27 protein-coding genes are annotated in these 23287 nt (G+C 34.3%); 18 read left to right on the top strand and 9 right to left on the bottom strand.

The features are described from left to right. The first annotated feature begins 8 nt into the window (after positions 1-8). From ACWNMZ_RS15300 to ACWNMZ_RS15290, 3 genes are all read left to right on the top strand, one after another. Complete coding sequence (locus ACWNMZ_RS15300; RefSeq protein WP_031539740.1) at positions 9-2642, top strand: DUF2309 domain-containing protein; 2634 nt, start codon at positions 9-11, stop codon at positions 2640-2642. A gap of 32 nt (positions 2643-2674) precedes the next feature. Beyond that, positions 2675-3172 carry a carbonic anhydrase gene (locus tag ACWNMZ_RS15295; RefSeq protein ID WP_031539738.1) on the top strand — a complete coding sequence of 166 codons (498 nt, stop codon included), beginning with the start codon at positions 2675-2677 and terminating at the stop codon, positions 3170-3172. A 183-nt stretch (positions 3173-3355) separates the two neighbouring features. Beyond that, positions 3356-3721 (top strand): DUF2294 domain-containing protein, encoded by a 366-nt coding sequence (locus ACWNMZ_RS15290; protein WP_251629321.1) that lies wholly within the window; start codon positions 3356-3358, stop codon positions 3719-3721. Between the two features lie 312 nt (positions 3722-4033). On the opposite strand, the gene ACWNMZ_RS15285 is transcribed toward ACWNMZ_RS15290, so the two are convergent. Continuing rightward, on the bottom strand, positions 4034-4906 hold the full coding sequence (locus tag ACWNMZ_RS15285; RefSeq protein ID WP_251629319.1) for a DMT family transporter: 873 nt from the start codon (positions 4904-4906) through the stop codon (positions 4034-4036). Between the two features lie 407 nt (positions 4907-5313). Here ACWNMZ_RS15285 and ACWNMZ_RS15280 point away from each other — a divergent pair, with 407 nt between their 5' ends. From ACWNMZ_RS15280 to ACWNMZ_RS15265, 4 genes are all read left to right on the top strand, one after another. Further along, entirely contained in the window at positions 5314-5454 is a 141-nt protein-coding gene (locus ACWNMZ_RS15280; protein ID WP_251629317.1) for a hypothetical protein, read from the top strand. Positions 5455-5859: 405 nt separating this feature from the next. Further along, entirely contained in the window at positions 5860-6546 is a 687-nt protein-coding gene (locus ACWNMZ_RS15275; protein WP_251629315.1) for an acyltransferase, read from the top strand. 323 nt (positions 6547-6869) lie between these two features. Then, a complete protein-coding gene (locus tag ACWNMZ_RS15270; RefSeq protein ID WP_396953890.1) occupies positions 6870-7217 on the top strand; it encodes a GNAT family N-acetyltransferase in 348 nt (115 codons plus the stop codon). Positions 7218-7277: 60 nt separating this feature from the next. Next, complete coding sequence (locus tag ACWNMZ_RS15265) at positions 7278-7547, top strand: DUF4030 domain-containing protein (protein WP_311298478.1); 270 nt, start codon at positions 7278-7280, stop codon at positions 7545-7547. 40 nt (positions 7548-7587) lie between these two features. Here ACWNMZ_RS15265 and ACWNMZ_RS15260 read toward each other — a convergent pair whose 3' ends face one another. The 3 genes from ACWNMZ_RS15260 to ACWNMZ_RS15250 form a co-directional block, all read right to left on the bottom strand. Beyond that, complete coding sequence (locus tag ACWNMZ_RS15260) at positions 7588-8268, bottom strand: lysozyme inhibitor LprI family protein (RefSeq protein ID WP_251629312.1); 681 nt, start codon at positions 8266-8268, stop codon at positions 7588-7590. 3 nt (positions 8269-8271) lie between these two features. Continuing rightward, positions 8272-8919, bottom strand: a complete 648-nt coding sequence (locus tag ACWNMZ_RS15255) for a hypothetical protein (RefSeq protein ID WP_251629310.1) — start codon at positions 8917-8919, stop codon at positions 8272-8274. A 68-nt stretch (positions 8920-8987) separates the two neighbouring features. Next, on the bottom strand, positions 8988-9551 hold the full coding sequence (locus tag ACWNMZ_RS15250; RefSeq protein WP_251629308.1) for a CPBP family intramembrane glutamic endopeptidase: 564 nt from the start codon (positions 9549-9551) through the stop codon (positions 8988-8990). A 181-nt stretch (positions 9552-9732) separates the two neighbouring features. Between ACWNMZ_RS15250 and ACWNMZ_RS15245 the strand changes: the two genes are divergently transcribed. From ACWNMZ_RS15245 to ACWNMZ_RS15230, 4 genes are read left to right on the top strand one after another with little or no spacing between them, the layout of a single operon-like run. Further along, a complete protein-coding gene (locus ACWNMZ_RS15245) occupies positions 9733-10053 on the top strand; it encodes a DMT family transporter (protein WP_231512599.1) in 321 nt (106 codons plus the stop codon). Positions 10054-10058: 5 nt separating this feature from the next. Continuing rightward, positions 10059-10370 carry a DMT family transporter gene (locus tag ACWNMZ_RS15240; protein WP_031539721.1) on the top strand — a complete coding sequence of 104 codons (312 nt, stop codon included), beginning with the start codon at positions 10059-10061 and terminating at the stop codon, positions 10368-10370. Positions 10371-10383: 13 nt separating this feature from the next. After that, on the top strand, positions 10384-10962 hold the full coding sequence (locus ACWNMZ_RS15235; protein WP_031539720.1) for a TetR/AcrR family transcriptional regulator: 579 nt from the start codon (positions 10384-10386) through the stop codon (positions 10960-10962). A 19-nt stretch (positions 10963-10981) separates the two neighbouring features. Next, complete coding sequence (locus ACWNMZ_RS15230) at positions 10982-11437, top strand: hypothetical protein (protein ID WP_251629306.1); 456 nt, start codon at positions 10982-10984, stop codon at positions 11435-11437. 25 nt (positions 11438-11462) lie between these two features. Here the strand turns inward: ACWNMZ_RS15230 and ACWNMZ_RS15225 are convergent, their stop codons facing one another. Beyond that, entirely contained in the window at positions 11463-11705 is a 243-nt protein-coding gene (locus ACWNMZ_RS15225) for a hypothetical protein (protein WP_031539717.1), read from the bottom strand. Between the two features lie 341 nt (positions 11706-12046). Here ACWNMZ_RS15225 and ACWNMZ_RS15220 point away from each other — a divergent pair, with 341 nt between their 5' ends. The 3 genes from ACWNMZ_RS15220 to ACWNMZ_RS15210 all read left to right on the top strand — a co-directional run bounded on the left by ACWNMZ_RS15220 (position 12047) and on the right by ACWNMZ_RS15210 (position 14463). Further along, positions 12047-12769, top strand: coding sequence for a hypothetical protein (locus ACWNMZ_RS15220; protein WP_251629304.1), 723 nt, complete (start codon positions 12047-12049; stop codon positions 12767-12769). 70 nt (positions 12770-12839) lie between these two features. Next, positions 12840-13115 carry a hypothetical protein gene (locus tag ACWNMZ_RS15215; RefSeq protein ID WP_251629302.1) on the top strand — a complete coding sequence of 92 codons (276 nt, stop codon included), beginning with the start codon at positions 12840-12842 and terminating at the stop codon, positions 13113-13115. A gap of 19 nt (positions 13116-13134) precedes the next feature. Further along, complete coding sequence (locus ACWNMZ_RS15210) at positions 13135-14463, top strand: IS3 family transposase (RefSeq protein ID WP_449598674.1); 1329 nt, start codon at positions 13135-13137, stop codon at positions 14461-14463. Between the two features lie 78 nt (positions 14464-14541). Here ACWNMZ_RS15210 and ACWNMZ_RS15205 read toward each other — a convergent pair whose 3' ends face one another. Next, positions 14542-15705, bottom strand: coding sequence for a tyrosine-type recombinase/integrase (locus ACWNMZ_RS15205; RefSeq protein ID WP_251630134.1), 1164 nt, complete (start codon positions 15703-15705; stop codon positions 14542-14544). Positions 15706-15986: 281 nt separating this feature from the next. Here ACWNMZ_RS15205 and ACWNMZ_RS15200 point away from each other — a divergent pair, with 281 nt between their 5' ends. Continuing rightward, a complete protein-coding gene (locus ACWNMZ_RS15200; protein ID WP_251630133.1) occupies positions 15987-16310 on the top strand; it encodes a hypothetical protein in 324 nt (107 codons plus the stop codon). Between the two features lie 445 nt (positions 16311-16755). Here the strand turns inward: ACWNMZ_RS15200 and ACWNMZ_RS15195 are convergent, their stop codons facing one another. From ACWNMZ_RS15195 to ACWNMZ_RS15185, 3 genes are all read right to left on the bottom strand, one after another. Next, positions 16756-17559: an ExeA family protein gene (locus ACWNMZ_RS15195; protein WP_047944128.1), complete on the bottom strand. Its 804-nt coding sequence runs from the start codon at positions 17557-17559 to the stop codon at positions 16756-16758. Next, on the bottom strand, positions 17552-18814 hold the full coding sequence (locus tag ACWNMZ_RS15190) for a DDE-type integrase/transposase/recombinase (RefSeq protein WP_031538279.1): 1263 nt from the start codon (positions 18812-18814) through the stop codon (positions 17552-17554). The genes ACWNMZ_RS15195 and ACWNMZ_RS15190 overlap by 8 nt, the downstream gene beginning before the upstream one ends. 134 nt (positions 18815-18948) lie before the next feature. Next, positions 18949-19479: a DUF6431 domain-containing protein gene (locus ACWNMZ_RS15185; RefSeq protein ID WP_251630132.1), complete on the bottom strand. Its 531-nt coding sequence runs from the start codon at positions 19477-19479 to the stop codon at positions 18949-18951. A 220-nt stretch (positions 19480-19699) separates the two neighbouring features. On the opposite strand from ACWNMZ_RS15185, the gene ACWNMZ_RS15180 reads away from it, so the two are divergent. From ACWNMZ_RS15180 to ACWNMZ_RS15170, 3 genes are all read left to right on the top strand, one after another. Then, complete coding sequence (locus tag ACWNMZ_RS15180; protein ID WP_449598673.1) at positions 19700-20680, top strand: helix-turn-helix domain-containing protein; 981 nt, start codon at positions 19700-19702, stop codon at positions 20678-20680. 566 nt (positions 20681-21246) lie between these two features. Further along, the gene (locus ACWNMZ_RS15175) at positions 21247-22128 is read left to right on the top strand and encodes a S8 family peptidase (protein WP_251628163.1); all 882 of its coding nucleotides are present in this window, start codon (positions 21247-21249) and stop codon (positions 22126-22128) included. A gap of 119 nt (positions 22129-22247) precedes the next feature. Beyond that, entirely contained in the window at positions 22248-22814 is a 567-nt protein-coding gene (locus ACWNMZ_RS15170; RefSeq protein ID WP_251628164.1) for a hypothetical protein, read from the top strand. Positions 22815-23287 lie beyond the last annotated feature (473 nt).

Raw genomic sequence — 23287 nt, 5'->3', positions numbered from 1 at the left:
AATTAGTGATGAGTGTTACATCAGTTTTAACAAAAGAAAGATCTAATAAGAAAGATATAAAGATAGAAAATACTAAAAGAGATATTAGTAATTTTGTTGAATCTGCTAGTAAAGTAATTGCACCACTTTGGCCGATTTCTACTTTTGCAGCACGTCATCCTTGGATGGGGCTTGAAAAGCAAACTTTTGATCAAGTTGCGGATCGGTTAAAGAATACTCGTGATGTGGATATTTATCCAAGTGCTTCTATGATTCTTTCAGCAAAAAATAAGGGGGAGATTAATGAAGCATTTGTGAAGCAAGGACTGCAGCGATGGCTTGATTCAAATTTACAGACGTTTAATATCCCTCGAGATGTCGCAGAGCGCTTTTGCCATGCAGCACTGAAATTGGAACCAATCCCATCTAATCTATTATCATCTGTAGAACTCAAGAAAAAAGTGGAGGAACTTAGGGAACAGAATGCCGATTCTATCAATCATTCTTCCATGCAACCAATCAGTTCCCAAATAGAGAATCAAGATGGGGAAAGGTTAATCAATATTCTCGATTACCATGTAATCAAGTGGTGTAAATTATATCTCGATGACTCACAGGCAGGTTGGGAAATGCCTCATCGTGAGGATGGTTTCTATCGTTCTTGGCATCGTCTCGTTTGCTATGATCCAGCACTATCTAAATCACAGCGTGAAAGTTTAAAAAAATGGCCAGAAGAGGCTGATAGTGCTTTGAAAAAAGCGTTAAAAGCACTAGATATCCCTGACACGGAAATCCAGAGTTATCTAGAAGTACATTTACTTTCGTTACCAGGTTGGGCAGGAATGATGCTTTGGCGTTCTAATCAGTCAAGTGAGGAAAATGCCCTAATCACCGAATATTTAGCAGTTCGAATTTCCTTGGAATGGGCTCTTATACATCCCTATCTCCCTTTTAGGAATAAACGATTGGAAAAAAGGGAGGCCACTCATTCTCTATTAGCAGCTTTGATTCATTGGGGTAGCCTGTCACTAAAGGAATGGACACAGTTGTCAAAGACTAAACAACACGAATATTTGCTATTTGCGGCAAGATTTGATGAGAAACTATGCAGAAAACTTTGGCTGGAAGCTTGGGAACAAACACATGCTGAGCAGTTAAGGCAAAAGATTATCTCCAAACAATCTAGGAACAGCGATAAGGATACGACGTTAGCGCAATTTGTATTTTGTATTGACGTACGCTCAGAACCATTTCGTCGTCAATTGGAAAAAGAAGGACCATTTGAAACGATTGGCATGGCTGGTTTTTTTGGAATACCAATTGCAACGAATGAATTGGGGAGCGCGCACAGTCATCCATCCTTGCCAATTATGAATAAGCCTTTGCATAAAATTATGGAGAGTACAGAGGAGAATGAATTAATTTCCTTTCAACAACGTAAGCAGGCAGTTCATTCCTTAAGTTATACATTTAAAACAATGAAACAGAACTTACTTGCAAACCTACTTTTACCGGAATTAAGTGGTCCCTGGCTTAGTCTTCAAATGGTAGCACGCAGTTTTGTGCCAAAAAGTGCAGATCGTTTGATTCATAATCTTCGTAAAAATTGGTTGCGTAAACCGAAGACAAACTTGGTGCTTCATCATGTTCATCAAACAGAGGAAGGAATACCGATTGGATTTTCGGAGAGCGATAAAGTGAACTATGCCCGACAAGCTCTAAAAATGATGGGAATAACAGACAATTTCAGCCCATTAGTTGTGATATGTGGACATGGAAGTCAAAGTATTAATAACCCTTATGCGTCTTCACTTGACTGTGGTGCCTGTGGAGGGGCATCAGGTGGATTCAATGCTAGGGTTTTAGCAACTTTATGTAACCTTGTTGAAGTAAGGGAAGAGCTAGCTTTGGAAGGAATAGCTATTCCTGATGATACTGTCTTTGTAGCGGCTGAGCACAATACAACAGTGGATGAATTACACTGGATATATATACCAGAGGAGCTTTCCGATTCAGCACATGCTGCGTTTCAGCGTATCGAAGCCATTTTGCCAAGAGTAAGCCACCAGGCAAATGCAGAGCGTCTTGCTAAATTACCTCATTTCCAATCGAAACAGAGCAAGCCAAAGTCTGAGGCCTATCAACTAGCTGAAGATTGGAGCGTGATCCGACCGGAATGGGGGTTAGCTGGCAATGCGGCTTTTATTATAGGACAACGTACATTAACGGAAGGTTCTGACTTAGAAGGCAGAGTATTTCTTCATAATTACAATTGGCAGAAGGACCGCAATGGGGAACTTTTAGATACGATTATTTCCGGTCCAGGAACTGTCGCTCAATGGATAAATCTAGAATATTACGCCTCAACGGTAGCTCCCCATTATTATGGTAGTGGCAATAAGGCAACGCAAACTGTTACAGCAGGTATTGGTGTTATGCAAGGAAATGCAAGTGACTTATTAACTGGCCTTCCTTGGCAATCTGTTATGCAATCAGACAATGAAGCTTATCATTCTCCACTTCGTCTGCTGATTGTCATTCAGGCACCTAAAGAATATGTGGAGCGATTATTAAAAAATAATGCAGCATTTCAACAAAAAGTAAAAAATGGTTGGCTCCGACTAGCGAGTGTCAGTCCAGAAGGTCATTGGGAAAACTGGTAGCAGTTGGTTTTTATAACAAAGGAGTGTACGATATGAATTTAGAAAAGACGAAAAAAGTGTTATTTCTGATGGATGTTAGAGAAGGCTTGGAGTCTATTTTAAAAGAAGAAACGAATATTCAACCAGAAAACATGCTGACTATCAAATGCTTTGGCCCTGTTATTTCCAATCCTTTTGGGGATATTATGAGGTCCATTATTATTGCTATTTATCAGGAACAAGTAGAAGAAATCTTTGTTGTCGGAACAAGAGAAGAAGGAAATAGTGCTATTTCTATAAAAGATCAATCTAATGCCAAAATACAAACATTAAATTATCTATTTCAAAATAGCATGCCTGAATTTTCCGGTGAAACAATTAATGAATGGCTAAATGGGAAACAAAATACTGGTGACAATATCAAAAATTGTGTTAATATGATTTGTCACCATCCATTAGTGCCTGCAGAGGTTAAAGTGAGAGGTTTAATCATCCATAATCAACATGGAAAGTCTGCCATCACTGAGATTTCGGCAAATAAAACTGCTTGAAAATGATAAATCACGTTAATTGTTATTGAGTCACCAATTGGATTGGTATATATTCATATATATTACAGAGATTTTTTAAATGAAGTGCTTTTCGATGATTTACTTCTACTAGAGGCGTATCATCTTAAAAGGAAAAATAGATAGAAAACTAGTATTTATTGTTCAATAGGGGATGCATAATAAATGAAAATATCGAAAGGCTCTTGTGAAGCCGAGATAAGTAAGGCAATTACTCAATGGGAAAAGGACTTTCTTGGTCGTGGATCTTTATCTGTCAAAACAGATATATTACGGGATATGATTGTAGTAAGTTTGCAAGGCATTTTAACACCAGCTGAATACACGGTGTGTGAAACAAAAGAAGGACTATTAACCATTAAGAAAACTCGTTCCGAATTAGTGGAATCAGGTGTAGAAGAACTAAAGAAATGTATAGTAACGATTACTGGAGAAGAAGTAAAAAGTTTTCATACCGATTTAAGTTCTCGTACAGGTGAACGGGTGATGGTTTTTAAATTATTTAATAATGTGGAAAATCTTTTTATGTAATGGGTCAGGCAAGGCATAAAGAGGATTATTGTATTTTTTAGACAGATAAAAGATTTAGATGAAGAGAACAAGGTTGAGACATAAGTATTCCAACCATAGATAATAGGCTGTTTCAGTAAAGTGGTGGTATTAGCCGCAGCCTGAATACACTTCGCTTTCCATGGGGCGAGCGGTGAGCCTCCTCAGCTTTCGCCTCCGGGGTCTCACCTTTCTCGCAGCTCCCATAGGAGTCTACGTGTATTCAGGCTGCTCCGTTTTTCTTATTAATATAGTTTGTCCCGACCTCATTTTTTGGGGGAATGGGGAACTTGTTCATTTCTCCGATATAATAAATAAAACACCAACAAGAATTAGGATGGAGCCAATCCAAAAGGTTAATCCGATATTTTCTCCAAGAATAATCCATCCAAGTACTGCTCCGACCACAGGCTGGAAGAAGAAAAAGATTCCGCCACTTGAGGCGTTAAGCATTTGTAGCCCACGGTTCCAAAGGAGAAATCCTCCAGCTGTTGAAACAATTCCTAAATATAATAGACCTCCAAAAATAGAAGGGTGTCCCCATTCAGAAATATGGATTCCTTGTAGCCTTGGCATTACAAAAGGTGTCAACACGATTAAAGCGACCGCGATAGAATAAGTAGTGACAACAATTTGTGAATAGTCACTTGGCAAAAGCTTTACAAGTACAGACATAAATGCCCACGTCAATGCGGCGATTAAAAGTGCTATCCCACCTAATTTGCTTGTTAAATCAAGATTACCGATTCCGACAATAAGAAAAACGCCAATTGTAGCGAGAGAAATGGAAAGACCCTTTTTCATTGTCAAACGTTCTTTAAGCAGCAATCGTGCAAAAATAACCATAAACGCAGGGGTGGATGAAGTGATAATTGCACCCATTTGAGCTGTGGACAACATGGTACCTGTTTCTTGCGCTACAATAGAAATGGCATTTCCAATAATGCCAATGCCTATGATGATAAGGAAATAACGTTTTTCCATTCGCCATTTTTGCCGAGTTACAAACCCTATGATAACCAAAGCGACAATAGCGATTAGATAACGAATCCATACAAGTTCAAGTGGAGGAATGACCGCAACAACCACTTTCACAACAACGTACATACCACCCCAAATGCTTGCAGCTAAAGTTAAATAAATAGATCCTAATATACTTTTTTTCATTTTTATCCTCCGTTTTTTTAGTAGGTCTAAAAGCCCCTAACGGAGAGATGCAGTCACCTTTCTCATTAAGAGCAGAAATATGCTGCTGGTACATCATTTTCAAATAACGGAGTCCAATACACGCAATTCACCTCTTCGTTTGAAAAATATTTCTTTCATTATAGCAGATTCTGAACATTCTTTGTTTTTAAATTTCAAGATATTAGAAACTGTGTTAAATTATTCATAATGTAGAACAGACGACGATATTTAAAGAACAAAGGAGCATATTTTTGTCTAAGGAACAATGAGAAAAGCTCTTATAAATGAAACCAATTTGTTCCATATACGTATGAATAAATATAGGAAAAATTAGTACCAAATGGTATGATCTACGGAAATTTTTTTTAGATGAATGGGAGGAGAAAATGAAAAAAGTTCCAATCTTCATAGCGGTTGACGTATTTTTATTTATGTCAGGAATATATTTTCCACGAAATGGGTTATCGTCGGAACAGCGCTTTCCATTATGGGAGGATACATGGTGGGAGGAAGCTCATACTTCTTGATTCACACAAAAAATAAGCAGACTCCTAAGTAAGTGGTGCTTATCGAAATAAAGGAGGGAGAAATATGACTGATATGAAAGGTGGTAAGCATCCAAAATTAGAAAGCTATTTACTATATGGGATGATTTTTTAATTATTACCTGGGGTGATTGTTACTATATTTGGAATGATAGCAGGTAATGTATTTCTAGCTGTTGCAGGCTGCGGAGTAGGGATATCGTTAGGAATGTTGGTAGGTACTTTGCTATACTCTTTAAAAAAAGTAAGTAGTTAAGTGTAATATATAATCAAGGTACGATATAAATTTACAAGAAATACATATAGAATTAATAAAACCTTTGCACTTTCCTCATTACGCCTTTGGTAATATTGGTATATAATATTGAATAGTTCAGGAGAGTGCAAATGAGAAAAGTAATGTTATTGATCAAGCTATTATTTTCAATGCCTAAAACACTATATTTTAACTTTAAAGCGTTTCCGTTTAAACAAGCAATAAAACTACCTATCTTAATTTCTTATAATACAAAAATTGCGGATGTTAGTAGGGGTACCTGTGTGATCAATGGTAAAATAACGCGATTTATGATTAAAGTTAATTTTACAAATGGGTCAGATGGGGTCAATCAATCATTAAAGAACAGCGGATTTATTTGCGTAAAAAAAGAAGGGAAATTAATTTTCAATGGGAAAGCTAATTTTGCGAGCGGAGTTTCCATTCGAGTGGACAAGGGGACTTTAGTCTTCGGGGAAAACTTTGACTGTAATCGAAACTGCTTTTTTGCATGCCGCGAAAGGATTGAAATAGGCGATAATGTCTTATTTGGATGGAGTGTTAGTGTAAGAGATTCCAATGGACATACGATTTATAATATCTTGGATAATAGCAAAGACAAAAACACAGAGCCAGTCACAATAGGTAATCATATTTGGGTAGGAGCAAATGTAGATATCCTAAAAGGCACCGAAATAGCAGATGATTGCATCGTCGGCTATAATAGCTGTGTGACGAAAAAATTCAAAGAGAAGAATTGCACAATAGCAGGGTATCCAGCTAAAATTGTGAGAGAAAATGTAGGGTGGGCTAGATAATACATAACGGGTTAAAATTATATAGTTTAAGCATAAAAAAGTGATCATCTTTGATTGCTTTTTTCTTTGTAGATTAGCAGTGGAATATTCTGAAAATTATGGTATTATTGGTGGGAATAGTCCACTATTGATGGGGAGTAAAGGAATAGTTAAATACCAAGGGGGATTTTAATAATGGCAGTTGGAAACAAGGAGAATACGATTGAATTTAAGCGAATCCTTGATGATGGAATGATGGAAGAAGTGAAAAAACTTTTTTAGAATATGCTCATTCTCTAAATATAGACCTTGATTTTCAAGGTTTTGATACAGAACTAAATACATTGCCAGGAAAGTATGCACCCCCTGATGGAATAATAAATGTAGCAATGGTTAATGAGAAGGTTGCAGGATGTGTGGCACTTCGCAATATTAAAGACGGTATAGCTGAAATGAAAAGATTATATGTTCGTGATGAATTTAAGGGATATAGAATTGGAAAAGGTCTTATCAAAGTGATTATTGATGAAGCTAAACGGCTGAAATATGAATATATAAGACTAGATACCCTTTCAACGATGAAGAAAGCACAAAGTTTATATGAATCAATGGGATTTTATGATATTGAGCCATATGTATATAATCCGATTAAAGAGGCAAGATTTATGGAATTAGATTTAAAATCCTATTAAATTATAGGTATCATGAAATGTTGTAAAAGAAGATATATATATTTTAATACTGGATAGTATATAGGGGGAATTCATAATATAGCACCCGTCGCAGAAGGTCTATTATCTAAAAAGGAATACAAGGTAACAGGTGTAAGCTATAAAAGGGAACCATTGACATTCATTATTAGTACCTCGGAATTAAGTTCCAATCCTCAGTCAAAACAACTTGGAGCTGAAATTGAAGGAGTAATAGTGGAGTTTTTAAAATCCGATGAAATAGCGGACATACTTGCTAATGAAGAGTATAGCATTATTGTGAACAGTAAAGATAATAAGAAAATAAACTAAAAATATTATATGGGAAGTCATAATGACTTCCCATATTTCTTTAATCCGTCATATACTCATTCACTAATACATAACATCTTTCTTTTGTCGATTCGTATAAAGAGATATATAATGCGACATTTTCAAAGGTGCCTCCATTATATTTTAGTCTTTCTTCCTCCGCTTTTGCTTCTTTCTGATCAATCCATTTCAGCTGTTTAGTTTGTAAATCCTGTATCGTCTCTGTTGACAAGTCTTTTTTTAATGTTGCATAAATAGCATTCAGGGCTTCATCATACTTTTCATAAGAAATGCCGTAGTAATTTTTTATTGCGTTTGTAGCACCTGAATCGGAACCCTCTTTATCTGGTAAAGTATCAAGTTCTTTCTGGAGATTATCTAATTTTTCTAGAAAAACTTGTTTGTTGCCCGCAATCTTATCTGGCAATGCATCCAGCTCTTTTTGAATAGTAGTTAAACTTTCTTGCCTTCTTTCCTCTATATTATTGTTCTCTGAATTTGAATCGTTATTATTATTAGCGGCTTCATCTGATTCATTTTGATCGCTAGGAGTGGGGTCCGCAATATTCTCAGATGCATTGTCTGTACTTTCTTCTATATTCTCTGGTTCCGTTTGAGTATTGCTTGAGGTAGTTTCATTAGATGAATTGCTGCAAGCAGACATTCCCATAAGTAAAATAACCAATAGGGTTGCTGCCATAAAAATTTTGTTTTTGTTCATTTGTTAATCCTCCCAATAAAATATGGCGTCCATTATTAAATAATCATTTGGATTTCGATGAATGGTATCTATTTTAGCACGAAAAGGCAAAAAATCATTAAGGGTAGCTGCTGATAAAAGCTCAATATCAAATTCCTGTAAAGCAAATCTTATCTTGTCAGCAACTTCTTGGTATTTTTCGTTTACATATAAACGATGAGGTCCATCAAGTAAAAATCCAGACGAACCACTGACTTTTTCATTCGTTTCGATACGAATCTTATGAAATCGTTCATCCATTCCCATAATCGCTACAGGTGCTAATCGGCAAATATCAATGATAATTCCTTCAATATTTTCCTCCCGCATCCCGTATTTTTCTTCCACTGTGACGGCTTCTTTTATATAGCAAAATATTTCAACAAAAGATGCGTATCCACTTCCAAAGTGATTCCATTCTGCCTCGCAGATTAGATTTGGTATGCGATTTAGTCGATAAAACAATCGCCTGATATGGGCTTCAATTTCTTGTTGATTCCCTGTATCATAGGGAAACCGATTGCCAACGACCTTGCCAGCAATTAAATCCTGTAATTCTTTGTTAGAAAACATATTTATCACCAGTCCTTTTGCTAAAAATAAATAAATAATTTGGATATATACAAGTTCCAAAGGGAATGGGAGAGTAAGGCTGGGACGAAAGATTTTGTTTTATAAGTAGTAAAAGCTAATAGTAATCCTCAAATAAGAGTAAGGATCCAATACAACGGATGGAACATGGCAAAAATTATAGCTGATATGGAAATAGCCAAAATGGGTTTCATATAACGTAATAAAAAGAATAGTAAGATCCCTCGGAAAAATAGTTCTTCCCAAATTGGTGCTAACAACACTTTTGGTATAATCCCCCAAACATCTTCTCCTGTCATAAGCCCATTCTTAAAGTAGAAAATATACGTTTTATTTAATAGAATTTCATAGTGAATACATAACAATAATAGGAAGTAAGATGCCGTTAAAGTCAGGAAAATATAAACATAGGATACAGTATTTTTTAGACAGGAAAAGTTCACTAATGGAATGATTATTTCTTTTGCTCGGCTGTAGCTTAAAGTTAGGATTAGAAAGGTTGCAAACCAAATGCTAGCTTGATAATCTTTAAGTGCTGGATTTAAAACAGATAGATTACTAATTAAATATCCTGAAAGTATTAGTAGGATAACATAGGTAACTGCCTTCGTATTTATCTTATTTTCCTCCAGTAATTTTTCTAATTGTAGAATGATGTATTTTATTGATATCACCAAATTATGGTAAGTATAACATTTATCATGCTATCATACATAGAAATTCACACAATTTTTAGAGACAATTACACCTGTTTAGCTTGTTTCTTGACGCGGTACCAATTATGTGACACAATAACTACCGAACGGTCGGTAGTTTATATATAAGGAGGATTTGAGTGTGAATAAGTATTGGCTAATGGTATTTAGTGCGGGGATTGTGGAGGTTGCTTGGGTTTCTGGGCTTAAGCATGCATCCACTTTTTTAGAATGGACTGGAACGATTTTCGCCATCATTATTAGTTTTTATCTATTAATATATACAACAAAATATTTGCCTATTGGTACAGTATACGCTGTGTTTACTGGGCTGGGGACAGCTGGAACAGTCATTGCGGAAATCATTCTATTTAAAGAACCAATTAATCTAGTGAAAATGGTTTTGATTCTCGTATTATTAATAGGTGTAATTGGCTTGAAAATGGTAACAGATGAAGGGGCAAACAAAGAGGAGGCATAAACGATATGGCGTGGCTAGCTTTAATTGCAGCAGGATGTTGTGAGATAATTGGTGTCATTAATATTAAACGGTTAACGATGAAAAAATGGGATGCGCTTCTTTATTTAATCATTGGGTTTATGTGTAGCTTTGCATTACTTACTTATGCGATGAAGACTATTTCAATGGGGACAGCATATGGCGTATGGACAGGAATAGGCACAGTAGGCTCCGCAATCTTAGGGATGTTTGTATACGGAGAGCCCAAGGATTGGAAAAGAATTTTATTTATTGCAATGATTCTTTGCGCTGCAGTCGGATTGAAACTAATCTCATAAAGGAGAGAATTACGTGAAAAAAGAAGAGATAAAAAAAGCAGCGATTAAGTTTTTTTTACAAAATGGATTTGAAGGAGCATCTCTTTCAGAAATTGCAGAGGAAGCGGGCATTAAAAAAGCGTCTATTTATTCTCACTTCAAAGGAAAAGATGACCTTTTTCTCGAAGTATTAAAGGAAGCAAAAGCAGAAGAAATCGAGCGTAAACAGCAGTTTTTTGAAAAAGAAGATTGTAGCAATCCAGAAACGTTTCTCTATCATTATTTACTTTATGTAAAAGGGATGTTCCAGGAAAATGAAATGCTGAAATTTTGGTTGAGAATGGGCTTCTTCCCACCAATGCATCTATATGATGTCATTCAAAAAGAAGTAACAGAAGCAGAGAACTTCCAGGAGCATTTAATTGACGAAAAGTGCGCGAAATGGATAGAGAAAGGGCAACTTACTATAAAAGATGCAAACATATTTAACTCCGCTTTCACAGGAATTATCATCGCAATCATGGTTGAAATCGTTTATTTTAATTCAGGGAAAAGAGTGGATGATAAATTAGCAGCATTGTGGGAGGTTTTTTGGAAAGGAGTTTCAAGGTAGGGGAAGGGGGGAATTAAGTTTGCAAAAACATATCATTGTTAATATCCCATTTTATACGGAGGGAAATTCTAGCTTTCCAAAACCTGTACTAGGAAACGATGATTATTGGCTCCAAACAGTGGATTATTTTTTACGAAAATCGGATTGTTTTGAAATTCATTGTTGGAATGAAGAAGCGATTACTATAGAAGAACTCAAATCAACGTTTTATCCAGATATCGAAATACAGAAAGAGGATAATTTAACGATATTCCATGGAAAGAAAACAGCTGCTTTTGTCCATTATTTATCCAACAGCTATACAAATAAAGCTAGAGAATTAAAGTGGTTTACGGTGAATTTACTAATGGGAGAAAGGATGGTCTTTCATTCCAGTCATTGGGGAACAGAGATCTTTGTTCCCCATGCTACGGAAAAGGAAGTCGCATATATAAAAAGTGTATGCCCAAAAGATGCTCAAATCGAAAGCTATTGACTCGGATAGAAGTGTAATCAATGTATTAAGCTTCTCCAAATCCAAATGCAAAGGCTAATAATGTGAAAATCACACCTGCTATCCCATTTAAAAGAACTCCAAGAATAATATTGCTCCACTTTTTAGACAAAATAGCGAATACAATTCCAGTTATAGATAAAATTCCGAATAATAAGAAGAAGATGCCTGCATTATTGGCACTGAGAAAAAAGGATAATACAATACAAATACCAACCATAAGTAGAGATAACCATCCATTTTTTGTCATTAATAAGCCTCCATCCATTTGTAATAATTGTATTATACGATATATTTAAATGGAAATGGGGGTTATTTCCAGTTTTTAATGAAAAGAATCAACTAATCTCAATAGTTAAGCTAAATAAACCTTCCTCAAGCTCTCATTACATTCCGTATAAATAATTTTTCCAAATAGTGAAACTGATTAACGCGACACGCGTATATAGTTATGTGTGGAATGCTTATAACATTCCTTATAATACTAAATTAATTCGTTAGCAAATGGAATTTTGAGAATATTTAAATATCATTAATGGAAATATTATACTATAATGAATGATAAGCTAATATTAGAAGAGGGGAAATTCAATGTTCAAAAAAAGGTTTGTTCTTTATGTATTTATTTTTACTTTCCTTTTAACGGGTTTTATTATTTATCAAAAAGTTACGGATGACACATATAAGGGAATGACCATTATTCCTGAGCAAGAGAAAGACATTCCATTATATGCGGGACTTACACCAACTAAAGACCAATACATAATGGACGGAAATAGCTGGGAGGCTATTTATGACTACTATGAGCAAGAACTTCCTAAGCATGGATGGAGTGTAGAATATATAGGCTCAGCACTTGAGGATAATGATTCAGCAAATGATTGGTCTGGATTTTATTCTCGATGGAGAAAAGCAGGCTTTGATGGTGAGCTAACCCTTTCTGCATCTTATAATAAGTCAGAAATGCAAACAGAAGTGATGTTTGACAAGCATCAAATTTTAGATAGTACTGTCTGGCTAAAGCAAAATCCAGAGAGCATTCGTATATACCAAAATGAATCTCAACAAGATGGTGTGGAAGTGAAAGATAAAGCAGCCATTAGCGAAATAGTCCAGTTCATAAATAGCGAAGCATATGATTCAAAAGAAACGACTATTAGTAGAAAGCATACAAAATTAATGGATTTAGGAAATTTGAAAATAAAGGTATATTATGAAAAGGAGAAGACTATTTTCCTTCAATCTGCAAAAGGAATAAAAGAAGCTAAACCAGATCCCAGTTTTATGGCGTTTATTTTAGCAAAAGGGAATTGAAGGTTATTTTTTTGAAGATAAATGCGAAGGTAGAGAATAATAGCCTTGTAAAGTGAGGAGATGAAAGTTGATGGTCTTTTGGTTTGAAGCTATAGGTGGAATTTTAGCGTTTGGTGCCGTTGTTTTTTATTATGCTTCTTTAGGTAGGATGATCACTGCCGAAGAAAAGATAGCTGGCAGAGATTTAACGTATAAGATTCATCCATTTACAGGTTCTGCAAAAACCATAGACGAGAGTACTATATTAACAAACGAGAGAAGGTTGTTTAAAATGGTACCTGTAGTTAGGACACTTGAAAAAGAGTGTTTTATCTACAGGTATTTTTTTATATACTTAAATTACTAAAAAGGGATTAGGAGACAACATGAGTAAGATAACATTTTCAACGAAAGAGATAAAAATGCTTAAAAGGAATCCAAATGTACAAAGTGTCAGTGAGCGAGCTATTACCTATACGGATTCATTTAAAAATAGATTTATGGATGAGTATCTAGGTGGAAAACTTCCTCGACAAATCTTCATGGAAAACGGCTTTGATGTGGACGTGATAGGAATGAAGCGAATGGAACAATCCGCATACAGGTGGAAGAAAGCCTATGAAAAGGATGGGCTAATCGGACTCACAGACTCAAGAAAGGCCGGTTCTGGTAGACCATTAAAGCGAGAACTTACGCCGTCTGAAGTGATTGAAAGGCAAGAAGCTAGAATTAAGCTATTGGAGGGACAGGTAGAGTTATTAAAAAAGCTAGAAGTGACAGAAAGGAGGCTGCTAAACGAAACAAAAAACCTAGAACCAAGTAGAGTATATCCATTAATTTCTGAGACCATTAAACAAGGTGGATTTAAGCGTATGACCAAGTATTTTTGCGATCTTTTAAAGGTTTCTCGTTCTGGATACTACAGCTTCCTTCAAGCATATACTCTCCGAGAAGCGAGAGAACAATTGGACTTGGAAGCGAAAGAAGTCATACTAAAAGCCTTTAATCGACGGGGATATAAGAAAGGCTCCCGGTCCATAAAAATGATCTTGGAGAATGAATATAACATTATATTTAGTCGTAAAAAGATCCAAAGAATCATGAAGAAATATGGAATAGTCTGTCCTCATAGGAAAGCAAATCCTTATAAAAAAATCGCTAAAGCTACAAAGGAGCATCAAGTCGTACCAAACAAGCTAAACAGAGAGTTTAAGCAGGGTATACCAGGAAAAGTTTTATTAACGGATATCACTTATTTGCCATATAACGGAAATAGTATGGCTTATTTGTCGACCGTAAAAGATGCTTCCACAAACGAACTCCTAGCTTATCATGTTTCTGACCGTATTACCTTAGATATAGCAACGAAGACAATCCAGAAATTGATGAACAACAAGAAAGTTATTTTACATAAAGACGCCTTTATTCATTCAGATCAAGGAAGTCATTATACGAGCCCAAAATATCAAAGGTTATTAAAAAAATATGGTCTAGGCCAATCAATGTCTAGAAAAGGAAACTGTTGGGACAATGCGCCTCAAGAGTCATTCTTTGGTCATTTAAAAGATGATGTGGACTATCAATCTTGTAAATCCTTAAAAGAACTAAAGGCAAAAATAAATCATTACATGGTTTACTATAACAATTATCGATATCAATGGAATTTAAAAAAGATGACCCCTATTCAATATAGGAACCATCTTCTCGTTGCTTAATCTCTTTTTTTATTGTGTCCTTGACATGGGTGCCAGTTCAGAATATACAACCCTTTTTTTTATATTGTCACCTGTAAATCACAATGAATTAATGATACTTGAATTTTTCCAAGCATGTCCCGCATTGTTTTCTCTTCTTGATTTCTTCTGCAGATAAATAGATGTTGTTTGTATTGATTTGTGACCTAACGCAATTTTAATTTGATCCAAACTCGCTCCTTGATCCGAACTTATTTGCGCAAAGGCGTGTCTCAATGTATGTGGTGTAATTGGATTTTTCCTTGTTTTAATGAAAGGCAATTCCGCTTCATTAATTTTTTTTGTTAAATAATTAGATAAATACTTATAATGGTATGGTTTCCCTTTGTTCGTAGTAAAAATATACGAACTATTACTTCCTTCTAATACAAAATCTAACCGTCTTGCTCGTCGGAATTTCCGTATTTCTTCTATTATATATGGATGTATGAGCACTTCTCTTTCGTGTCTCCCTTTTCCTAATACATATAACCAGTAATCTCCATCCACATAAGAAATATCCGATATTTTACTATGACATAATTCGTTTATTCTAAGCCCTGTTGTAATTAAGGTTGCTAGCAAACAATGAACAATGGGATGGTCTTTATAATAGTCCAATATCTGCACTACCTCATTTTTTCCTAAATCCCTATCTGGCCGATCAATATCCCGCACATTACTACTCAACATTTTTTCATGCAGCGGAACTTCTATATACTTTGTTTTATATAAAAAAGAAAGGAATCCTTTAAGAACTACCATTTTACGACTCAGTGTAGAAACTGCGTATGGCTTCTTCCCCTTCCCTAACGGAGCTGCAGCTAACCACTCTTGAAATTTTCTAATATGTACATGATTGAGTAGTTTAAATATCTGATAGGGATTTTGCTGTGAGATTAAATCCAATCCAATGGAAATAGCATTTTCTATTATCTGTTTATACATGATTAGCAAATCTCTACTATACTCTTCGATGGTATTCTCCATTTTATTCTTTTGTATATCCATATCCTTTTTTTGGTGTAGAAATAAATACATCATTTCCAGGTCATTGATTTCCTCATTATTAGATACGTCCTCCATAATGATTAATTCATCGGGTAAATTATCAAAAAATGATGGATTCATCAGAATTTTTGATAATGATGCGATGGATGATTTACTTCCTGAAAATATTAACGGATTTTCTTGAGAATTTAATGAAATAATATTTTCGTGCATTTTCACACCACCCCTGTATTTTTTTGTAAACAAAGTAAATTTATAACCATATATATTTTTATATTAAGTAAATTTATTTTTATTTAATATAAACTCTATTTTAGTAGAAAAATAGTTTATTTGTCTACTATATATACATATAAATAAAGATAATACTTAAAATACGTTTTAATATAAAATAGTAGGTATCATATTTTTTATATAAAATAGACATTAAACCTTTGTTTAATATTAAGATATATATTATAATCTGTTTAATTAAAAAGGAAGAGGTGGATTTTTTGATTAGCGAAAGTTTATACCGAGCATTAGATGAAAGTACTTTTTTTGTAAGTAAATATGAAGTGCAAGTGAAAACTTATTTCTTACAAAAATCCAAATATGGTCTTAGAGTGCAAGTTAGTAGATTTGTAGATAAAAGAGGAAGTTTGAGTCAAGAAAAAGATACAGTGGAGATTAAATTATTGATAGGGGGAGGAGGGGTAGTTATTGATAAAACTTTTAAAAGTATTACATTAGAAAAACCAACAAGAAAAAAGGTGGAAGAATGTATTACAGATTTTTTAGAACATGCTAGTGAGTATTGTAAACAAAGTGAGAATTAATACATAAATTAGAATTATTCCCCAATTGAATATTGACTATAGTAATGTAAACGAGCACAATATTTCAGATACTCTTTTCCACATTAATCCGGGAGGAAATCTGAAATAATGTGCTATTTTTTTCACTTTATTTCGGAATGTGCAAAATCTTGTTCAAATTATTCCGTCTTAAATTCAGGAAAAGAAAACCCCTAAAAAGGGGCATCAACTGGCATATAATCCTGTTTTTTTATTCGAATTTTGTACACCTCGTAAGTGTGGAGTACAAACCTTACTTCGTGTTCCAGAGTTACGAACCAATCAAAATCTTTCTCCAAGTATGCATGGAGATACCTGTTTTGGACCCGTATCTCAAATGCATAACCCTGGTCTATCCAGTGGGGCTGATGTCCTAACCATACTCTCCATTCTTGAAGATGGTGGTCAAATACTAATATTCCACGCCTCATGATAAGCCATTATCCTCTATAGCTAACCTGACAATTTCCTCATCAATCAGTTCTTTCTTTAGTTGAGAGCCAAATAATAAACTGTTAATCGTTAATGTATTAATAACCCGTGGCCAACCTTGAGACCGTGATGCGATAGCTTCTACCGCGGTTTCTGTAAAGATGGTCATCTTCGCTCCTGCTAACTTCATATGATGATGAATATAATGGGAAACTTCCTCTCTGGATAATGGCTGAATCTCATATTTCATAATCATTCTCTGTGATAGTGGACGATGATGATTTAATGCTAATCGAGTCTTTAAATGTGGTAAGCCAGCTAAAACTAGGATAAATGGATTGGTTGAGTCCATATGAAAGTTAAATAATAGTGCTATATCCTGCAAAAAAGCATCTTTTGCCATATGCATTTCATCTAAAATGAAAACAGGTGTGATCTTACGTTCCCCTGCCATTCGCTCAATGCCTTGTTGAATTTGCCTAAAGAGATCGACTTTACGGAACTTCGGTTCCTCCCCTAAGCCATATACTAACCCACGGTAAAAATCCATTACACCACCAGTTGAAAGGGGAAAATAGACTACGTGATATAAAGAAGGGTTTAATGACTCCTTAAAAGACCGTAAGGTAAACGTTTTTCCTGCGCCAGGATCCCCAATAAGAAGACCCATTCCCTTCGATTTCTGTAAATAATTTAATGCGTTTAAAGCCCCTTGATAATCAGTGGAAGGAAACGCATCCGAAGGGCGTATATCTTTCGAAAATGGTGCTTGAGCTAAAGAGTAAAAGGATTTATACATGGTCTTGTTCCCCTTTCACTTCAGCTGTTTGAGATAATGAAAATGGCGAGCGAGCCCGTTTTACATGCGCATTATCCTTCATGGATACAGGAATTGCTTCAGCGACTTTCTTATCATCCTCAAAGATATAGACACCATTTTCGTCTAGTCTCACATCGATAGAATGACCGATAAAACGGGAAGGTACTTCGTAGAGCTCTTTATTTAACGTAATCGTCCCATCAGCCTTTACTTTCCGGTGTTCTCGTTTCAAGAAGATGGTCTCAAGAATAGACAAATCCTCCAAAAATGTTATATCCTTTAGTTGAGATTGAAACACTTCATGGGGCGTTTTACCCTCTAAAGAGGCATGAACTCTTCGGTGATAATCTTTCTCTAACCAGCTCCAGAATCGTTCATTTAACTCTTCTAGTGAATGAGCTGGATCGGCTTGTAATAACGGATAAAACCGTGTTTGAATCGTTTTAAACAACCTTTCTACCTTCCCTTTTGCACGGGGATCATACGGCTGCGTGTGAGCTAAAGTAATTCCGAGTTGGGCACAAGCATATTGAAGCGTTTCAGATCGATAGATCTTACCGTTGTCCGCATAAATGATGGTAGGTTTCCCTCTGCGAATTAAAGCCTCTTTCGTGACTACTCTTAATCCATCAAACTTCTCTGACGAGAAGAACTGTGCATACGGCACAAGACGAGAACAGTCATCAATATAGGCAATTAAAAATGTCTTTGTCTTTTTTCCATTAACGGGTACATAAGGTCCATGGGATAAATCAGCCTGCCACAACACATTCACCTTTTCGTGAGCGAACCGTTTTCTTTCTGGTATCGCCACCATTTGTTTTCCTACAAGGTTGTGTTTTTTTAATAATCGAATTATAGTAGAGTAAGATATTTGGTTTTTTTGTATCTCTCCACGCTCGATTAGTTGTTCGTAGAAAACACTAACCGGCATATGGGGAGATTTTTTTCGTATTTCAAGGACAAGATCTTGGTCATCAGGGGATAGTCTTCGAGAATTCCCTCGATCCAAGCGCTTCTTGGGCTTTAATGCTTCAAATCCATTTCTTCGATAATGAAGAAGCCACTCTTTCATTGTTTTCTCTGCAATTTTCCTTTCTCCATAATGGGGGACAGAATGAACCTTTCCCTCCATTCCATTTAAATATTCCTTCGAATCAACTTGCCCATTCAATAGGGGGGCTATTAGGCCATACCGAAATAGGGCCACTTGTTCACGCTCTTTTTCATTCATGGAATCTTCCTCCTTTTTCATAGAAGGACGACCGGTCATCCATGGTTATTATTCTACTTTTTTCGATATTTTCTGACTATGAAAAAGGTATGTGGGACAAAGAATATTTTTAAAGTCGCCTAAATATGATAGAATTAATTTGCCATAAAGTATTTTGATAAGTGACCCCGTGACCTTCGTAAGAAGGGTGATTCGCCAAAATCAAGGATCATTTTCATATATTTTGTGGCTTCGCTATTTATATCCTCCGACATGCCACTTATCTTCCCCAAGCTGATAAAGAAGCTATGAATCCAATTTATACATGTTAAGAAACGATTTAGATAAAACCTGACTAATTGGCGGCTGCCTTTTGCTTTTTTCCTTTGAAGAATTTTCTTCACTCGTTCTAAAACTGTATGAATAGTATGTTGAAAATACGGGATGAGAAAGTCCGGAAGAATAGAGATATTCACTTCACATTGTAAACATCTTAGGCGACAAATTGGGATCCGTACGGTTGTCTCATCAGTTATTCCATAACCCCAGTAATAGCCGTTACGATGAAGATTCCCATGGGAATGACATTTGCAGTTTGGGCATTGATCAAACAATGGAAATTCATTCTTTTTTCCTCTTTCCCCATACTCCACTAGGCTAATACCAAAATCATGAAATTTGATCATAAAAAAACTCCCCCTTCTAATATGCAAAAAATTTAGCACATTATTCCAGAGAAGTATATAAACAATTCTGAAGGAATTTGAAAATTCCAACGGTATTTGAGAGGATATAAAGTGACAGTTTACAATAGTAAATGGTAACATATAAATAGATTATAATATTGAGTTAATATTAAATGATATGTAAACACTATTTTAATAATGATTAGTTGGGGAGAATAAAATGGGCCAAGAGGATAAGAAAAAGCAAATTACTACAAAACAGGCTGCGGAATTATTAGGTGTTGCTGAGAATACAGTTTTATCATATTCCAGACAAGGCATATTAACTGCAGTGAATGAAAAAAGTTGGCAAATTGACAATACGAAGTACTTTTATATAGATGATGTAGAAGAGGTAAAAGACAAATTAAAAAAGCCAGGACTTAGCACTGGTGAAGTTGCTGCACAATTAGGTGTATCTACTGTAACGGTATTTAACTATATAAAGGATGGTAAACTTACAGCAGAGAAAGAAGTTTATAGAGGTAGGGAATTATATTTTATTAAACAAACGGAGCTTGAACGTTTTCAAAAAAATTATAAAAATATTAGAAGTAGAAATAATAAAGAGTTTTATTCCAAACCAAATAAACGTGGTTGGTTTCAATTGTTTATTCATGAAAGAAGTGAAGAACATGGAAGATTGATGGTTGGGGAAGATGAAGATTACTTTTTATTAACTGCTAGTGGAAATAAGATTCCATATACGAAAATTGAGCAATATGGTTTTAAACCGGTTTATTTAATTGAAAGAGGTTCGATAATTTCCAAAAGGAAATTTGCTAAATTTGAGTTCCCTTATGAAAATAATGTTGAATCTAATATATACTCTTTCTTAGATATATGTTATGAATATATCACTCCAACAAATATGAAGATGAACATAAATAGAGAAAAGATAGAGTTAGAAATTAAACCATATTGTTTCCCTTACGATACTTTAGATGAAGATACGATAAAAACTATTAAGGAATATATGGTGGAAGGTTCCATAATCTCAACGATTAAAGGAATTTATATAGATTCTGAATATGATGTGTTATCTTTAGAAATACCATCTCAGGTTAAAGATTCATTGAAACGAATTGCGTCTGAAAGAAATTTGACTTTGGAAGAGTTGGTTTCTGAAATTCTTGTAGAATATGTTAATGAAAAACACTAAACTCTTTATCAGGATAAACTCATTGATAGTCATGGGTTATTCACAACTTAGGAGTTATGAATGAACATTTATGAAACTAACAGGTGATGGAACATTCTATAATGGGTTAATATAGAAGGTACAGACATTATAGATGAAAAACAGATAGTTATGAAGGGATTTATTACAGGTTGCAATATTCAGCCTTTTTTTTCATAGTCCTTCAAAGCGAATGAGTCGGTTTCCTGGTGGTTTAATCCAACGATTGATCTAGAGCAAAAGACGGTAATATCATATTCTTTGGCAATATCTTATGAGGATTCCCATTTCGTTCCGGTTCTATTTCAGCCCCCCCCCCTCTAAAATGCCAAATTTGACTGTCAAAAAAATTTAAGTTTGTTATTGATACATAATACAATAACAGCTGGATTTGTTACTGCAATATCTCAATTCTAAAAATAATTTAATATAGAGCTTCATCAATACTTTTTCTCTTAAAAAAGTATTTTAAATAAAAAATCCTTTAGTCATTGATGACCGTACCATATAATGGTATTTTTATTAATGATTCTAAGGAGGAAAAGAAAATGAAAAAATTATTAATTTCACTAATGAGTCTTTTTATCACATCATCTTTATTTTTTATATTTTTTTTTAGTAACTCAAATTCCCAAACAACAATTAATCCAGTTAGTATTAGCTGGCAATATAGCCTATTAGATTATTCTAACTTACATAAGATTTCTACTGGTAAAACTCAAACTATCGCTCTAATAGATAGTGGGGTTTCAGATTCTCAAATATCTGAGAACGACATATCTTTAATTGATGAAAATGTATTAGATGAAAATGGCCATGGAACAATGATGTATTCAATTATTAAAGGATACAAAAATCAAATTCTTGGAATCAGTCCAGATGTTGATATTGTCTCAATAAAAATCCTTGATGAAGATGAATCTATAAAACCAACAAAAATTTCAGAAGCTATTAATTTAGCAATAAACAAAAATGTGACAATTATTAATTTAAGTGTAGCTAGTAATAAATACAATGAAAATATTGCTGATGCTATTAAAAAAGCTAATGAAAAAAATATTACAATTATCTCTTCTTCAGGAAATTATTCTGAAACAGAATTAATGTTTCCAGCAAATATGAAAGAAGTTATTTCTGTAGGAGCTATAGATAAAGATTTAAAACCATTAGAAATGACTAGTGGACATGAATTGACCACTATAAATGCTCCAGGAGATAATATTGAAACACTAGGACTTAATAATGAAATTATTAAATCCTCAGGCACTTCTCAAGCTACAGCTTTAATATCAGGATATGTTGCCTTAATAAAAGATTATGCTGTTACTAAACAGATTGAACTCAACAATAGTCAAATAATAAAATATCTAAATATGATTAAAAACGGAGAAAAAAGCTATTACGATATTTTACAAGATGAAATAAATTAAATGAAATCTAAATTATAAATTTATTATTGGATATTTTTTCATATTTTAGTATATTTTTATAATCCAATTATTGTATTATATTATGAGTAAGAAAAAATATATTTAAGGAGAATATGCAAATGAAATTCAAGTCTTTTATCGTAGGAGTTTTAACATTAACATTATTATTTTCAGGAATCACCCCTAGTTTTGCACATGTTCAAACAAACGACACTCAACAATCTATAATTAACGAAATAAAGGAATTTAACATTTCTGAACAACCGGAGGATATTGAATGGAATGAGACTGTTTTAGAGAATGGGGAAATCGAATATAGTTTATATGATTATCAAATAATAGAATTTTTAAAAGAAAACGATCAACAAGAAATTCTTAATAAATTAGATCAATTAGAAACAAATGATGAAAATGCATTTTCATTACAAAAAGCTGGCGTAACTAAAATTACGAAAAATTCCCTAGGTGGATATGATGTTTATCTTTCTAAACTAGTAGTTCAAACACTTGCAGTTGGAGGTTCAGCAGCTATAGGGTTTCTTGTCGCTCTAATCCCAGGTGTGGGTTGGTCTCTTGCTGGTGTTATTTTAGGAGCTATGTCAGCACATTTAAGTACAAATATTAAACATGGTAAAGTTTTTAGATTTGGCAAAAACTTTGCTCTTAAAAAGGTTTGGTCACAGTGATAAGTAGTACTGTCGCTATTTTAGTAGCAGTCGCCTCAATTCTTGTGGTTTCTAATTATGTAAAAAAGTTGAAATTCACTAAATATGAATCAAGTAGTGTTAAGTTATATCTAGTACGTGCTGGTGTAGGTATTGTACCCGTTATTTTATTAGCATCCATGGTTTATTTTCTTTTGAATTTTTACTTCAGTAATTAAGTTTACAACAGTTTTATGAGTTTAAATTCAAGAAAAACAAAGAAATAATCATTAAAAAAAGATCTCTAGAAATAGATATCTTTTTTTAATGATTATTTCTGATAATGCGTATTATGTTACAGAGCAGATTAACAAATTTAAAGAGCTTTTAAATAAACATATAAATATTAAAAAACATCCAATTTTGAATGCTTTTAATCGTATTTCTTTGAGGGATCTTGATACACTTTGGAGTTAGCAAGTGTGCTTCGTCTAACTTTAGCACTTCTTCTAAGT

The sequence above is a fragment of the Niallia sp. Marseille-Q9988 genome (assembly GCF_976954375.1).
Note: the sequence above shows the minus strand (reverse complement) of the source record. Positions and strands in the feature narration are given on the sequence as shown.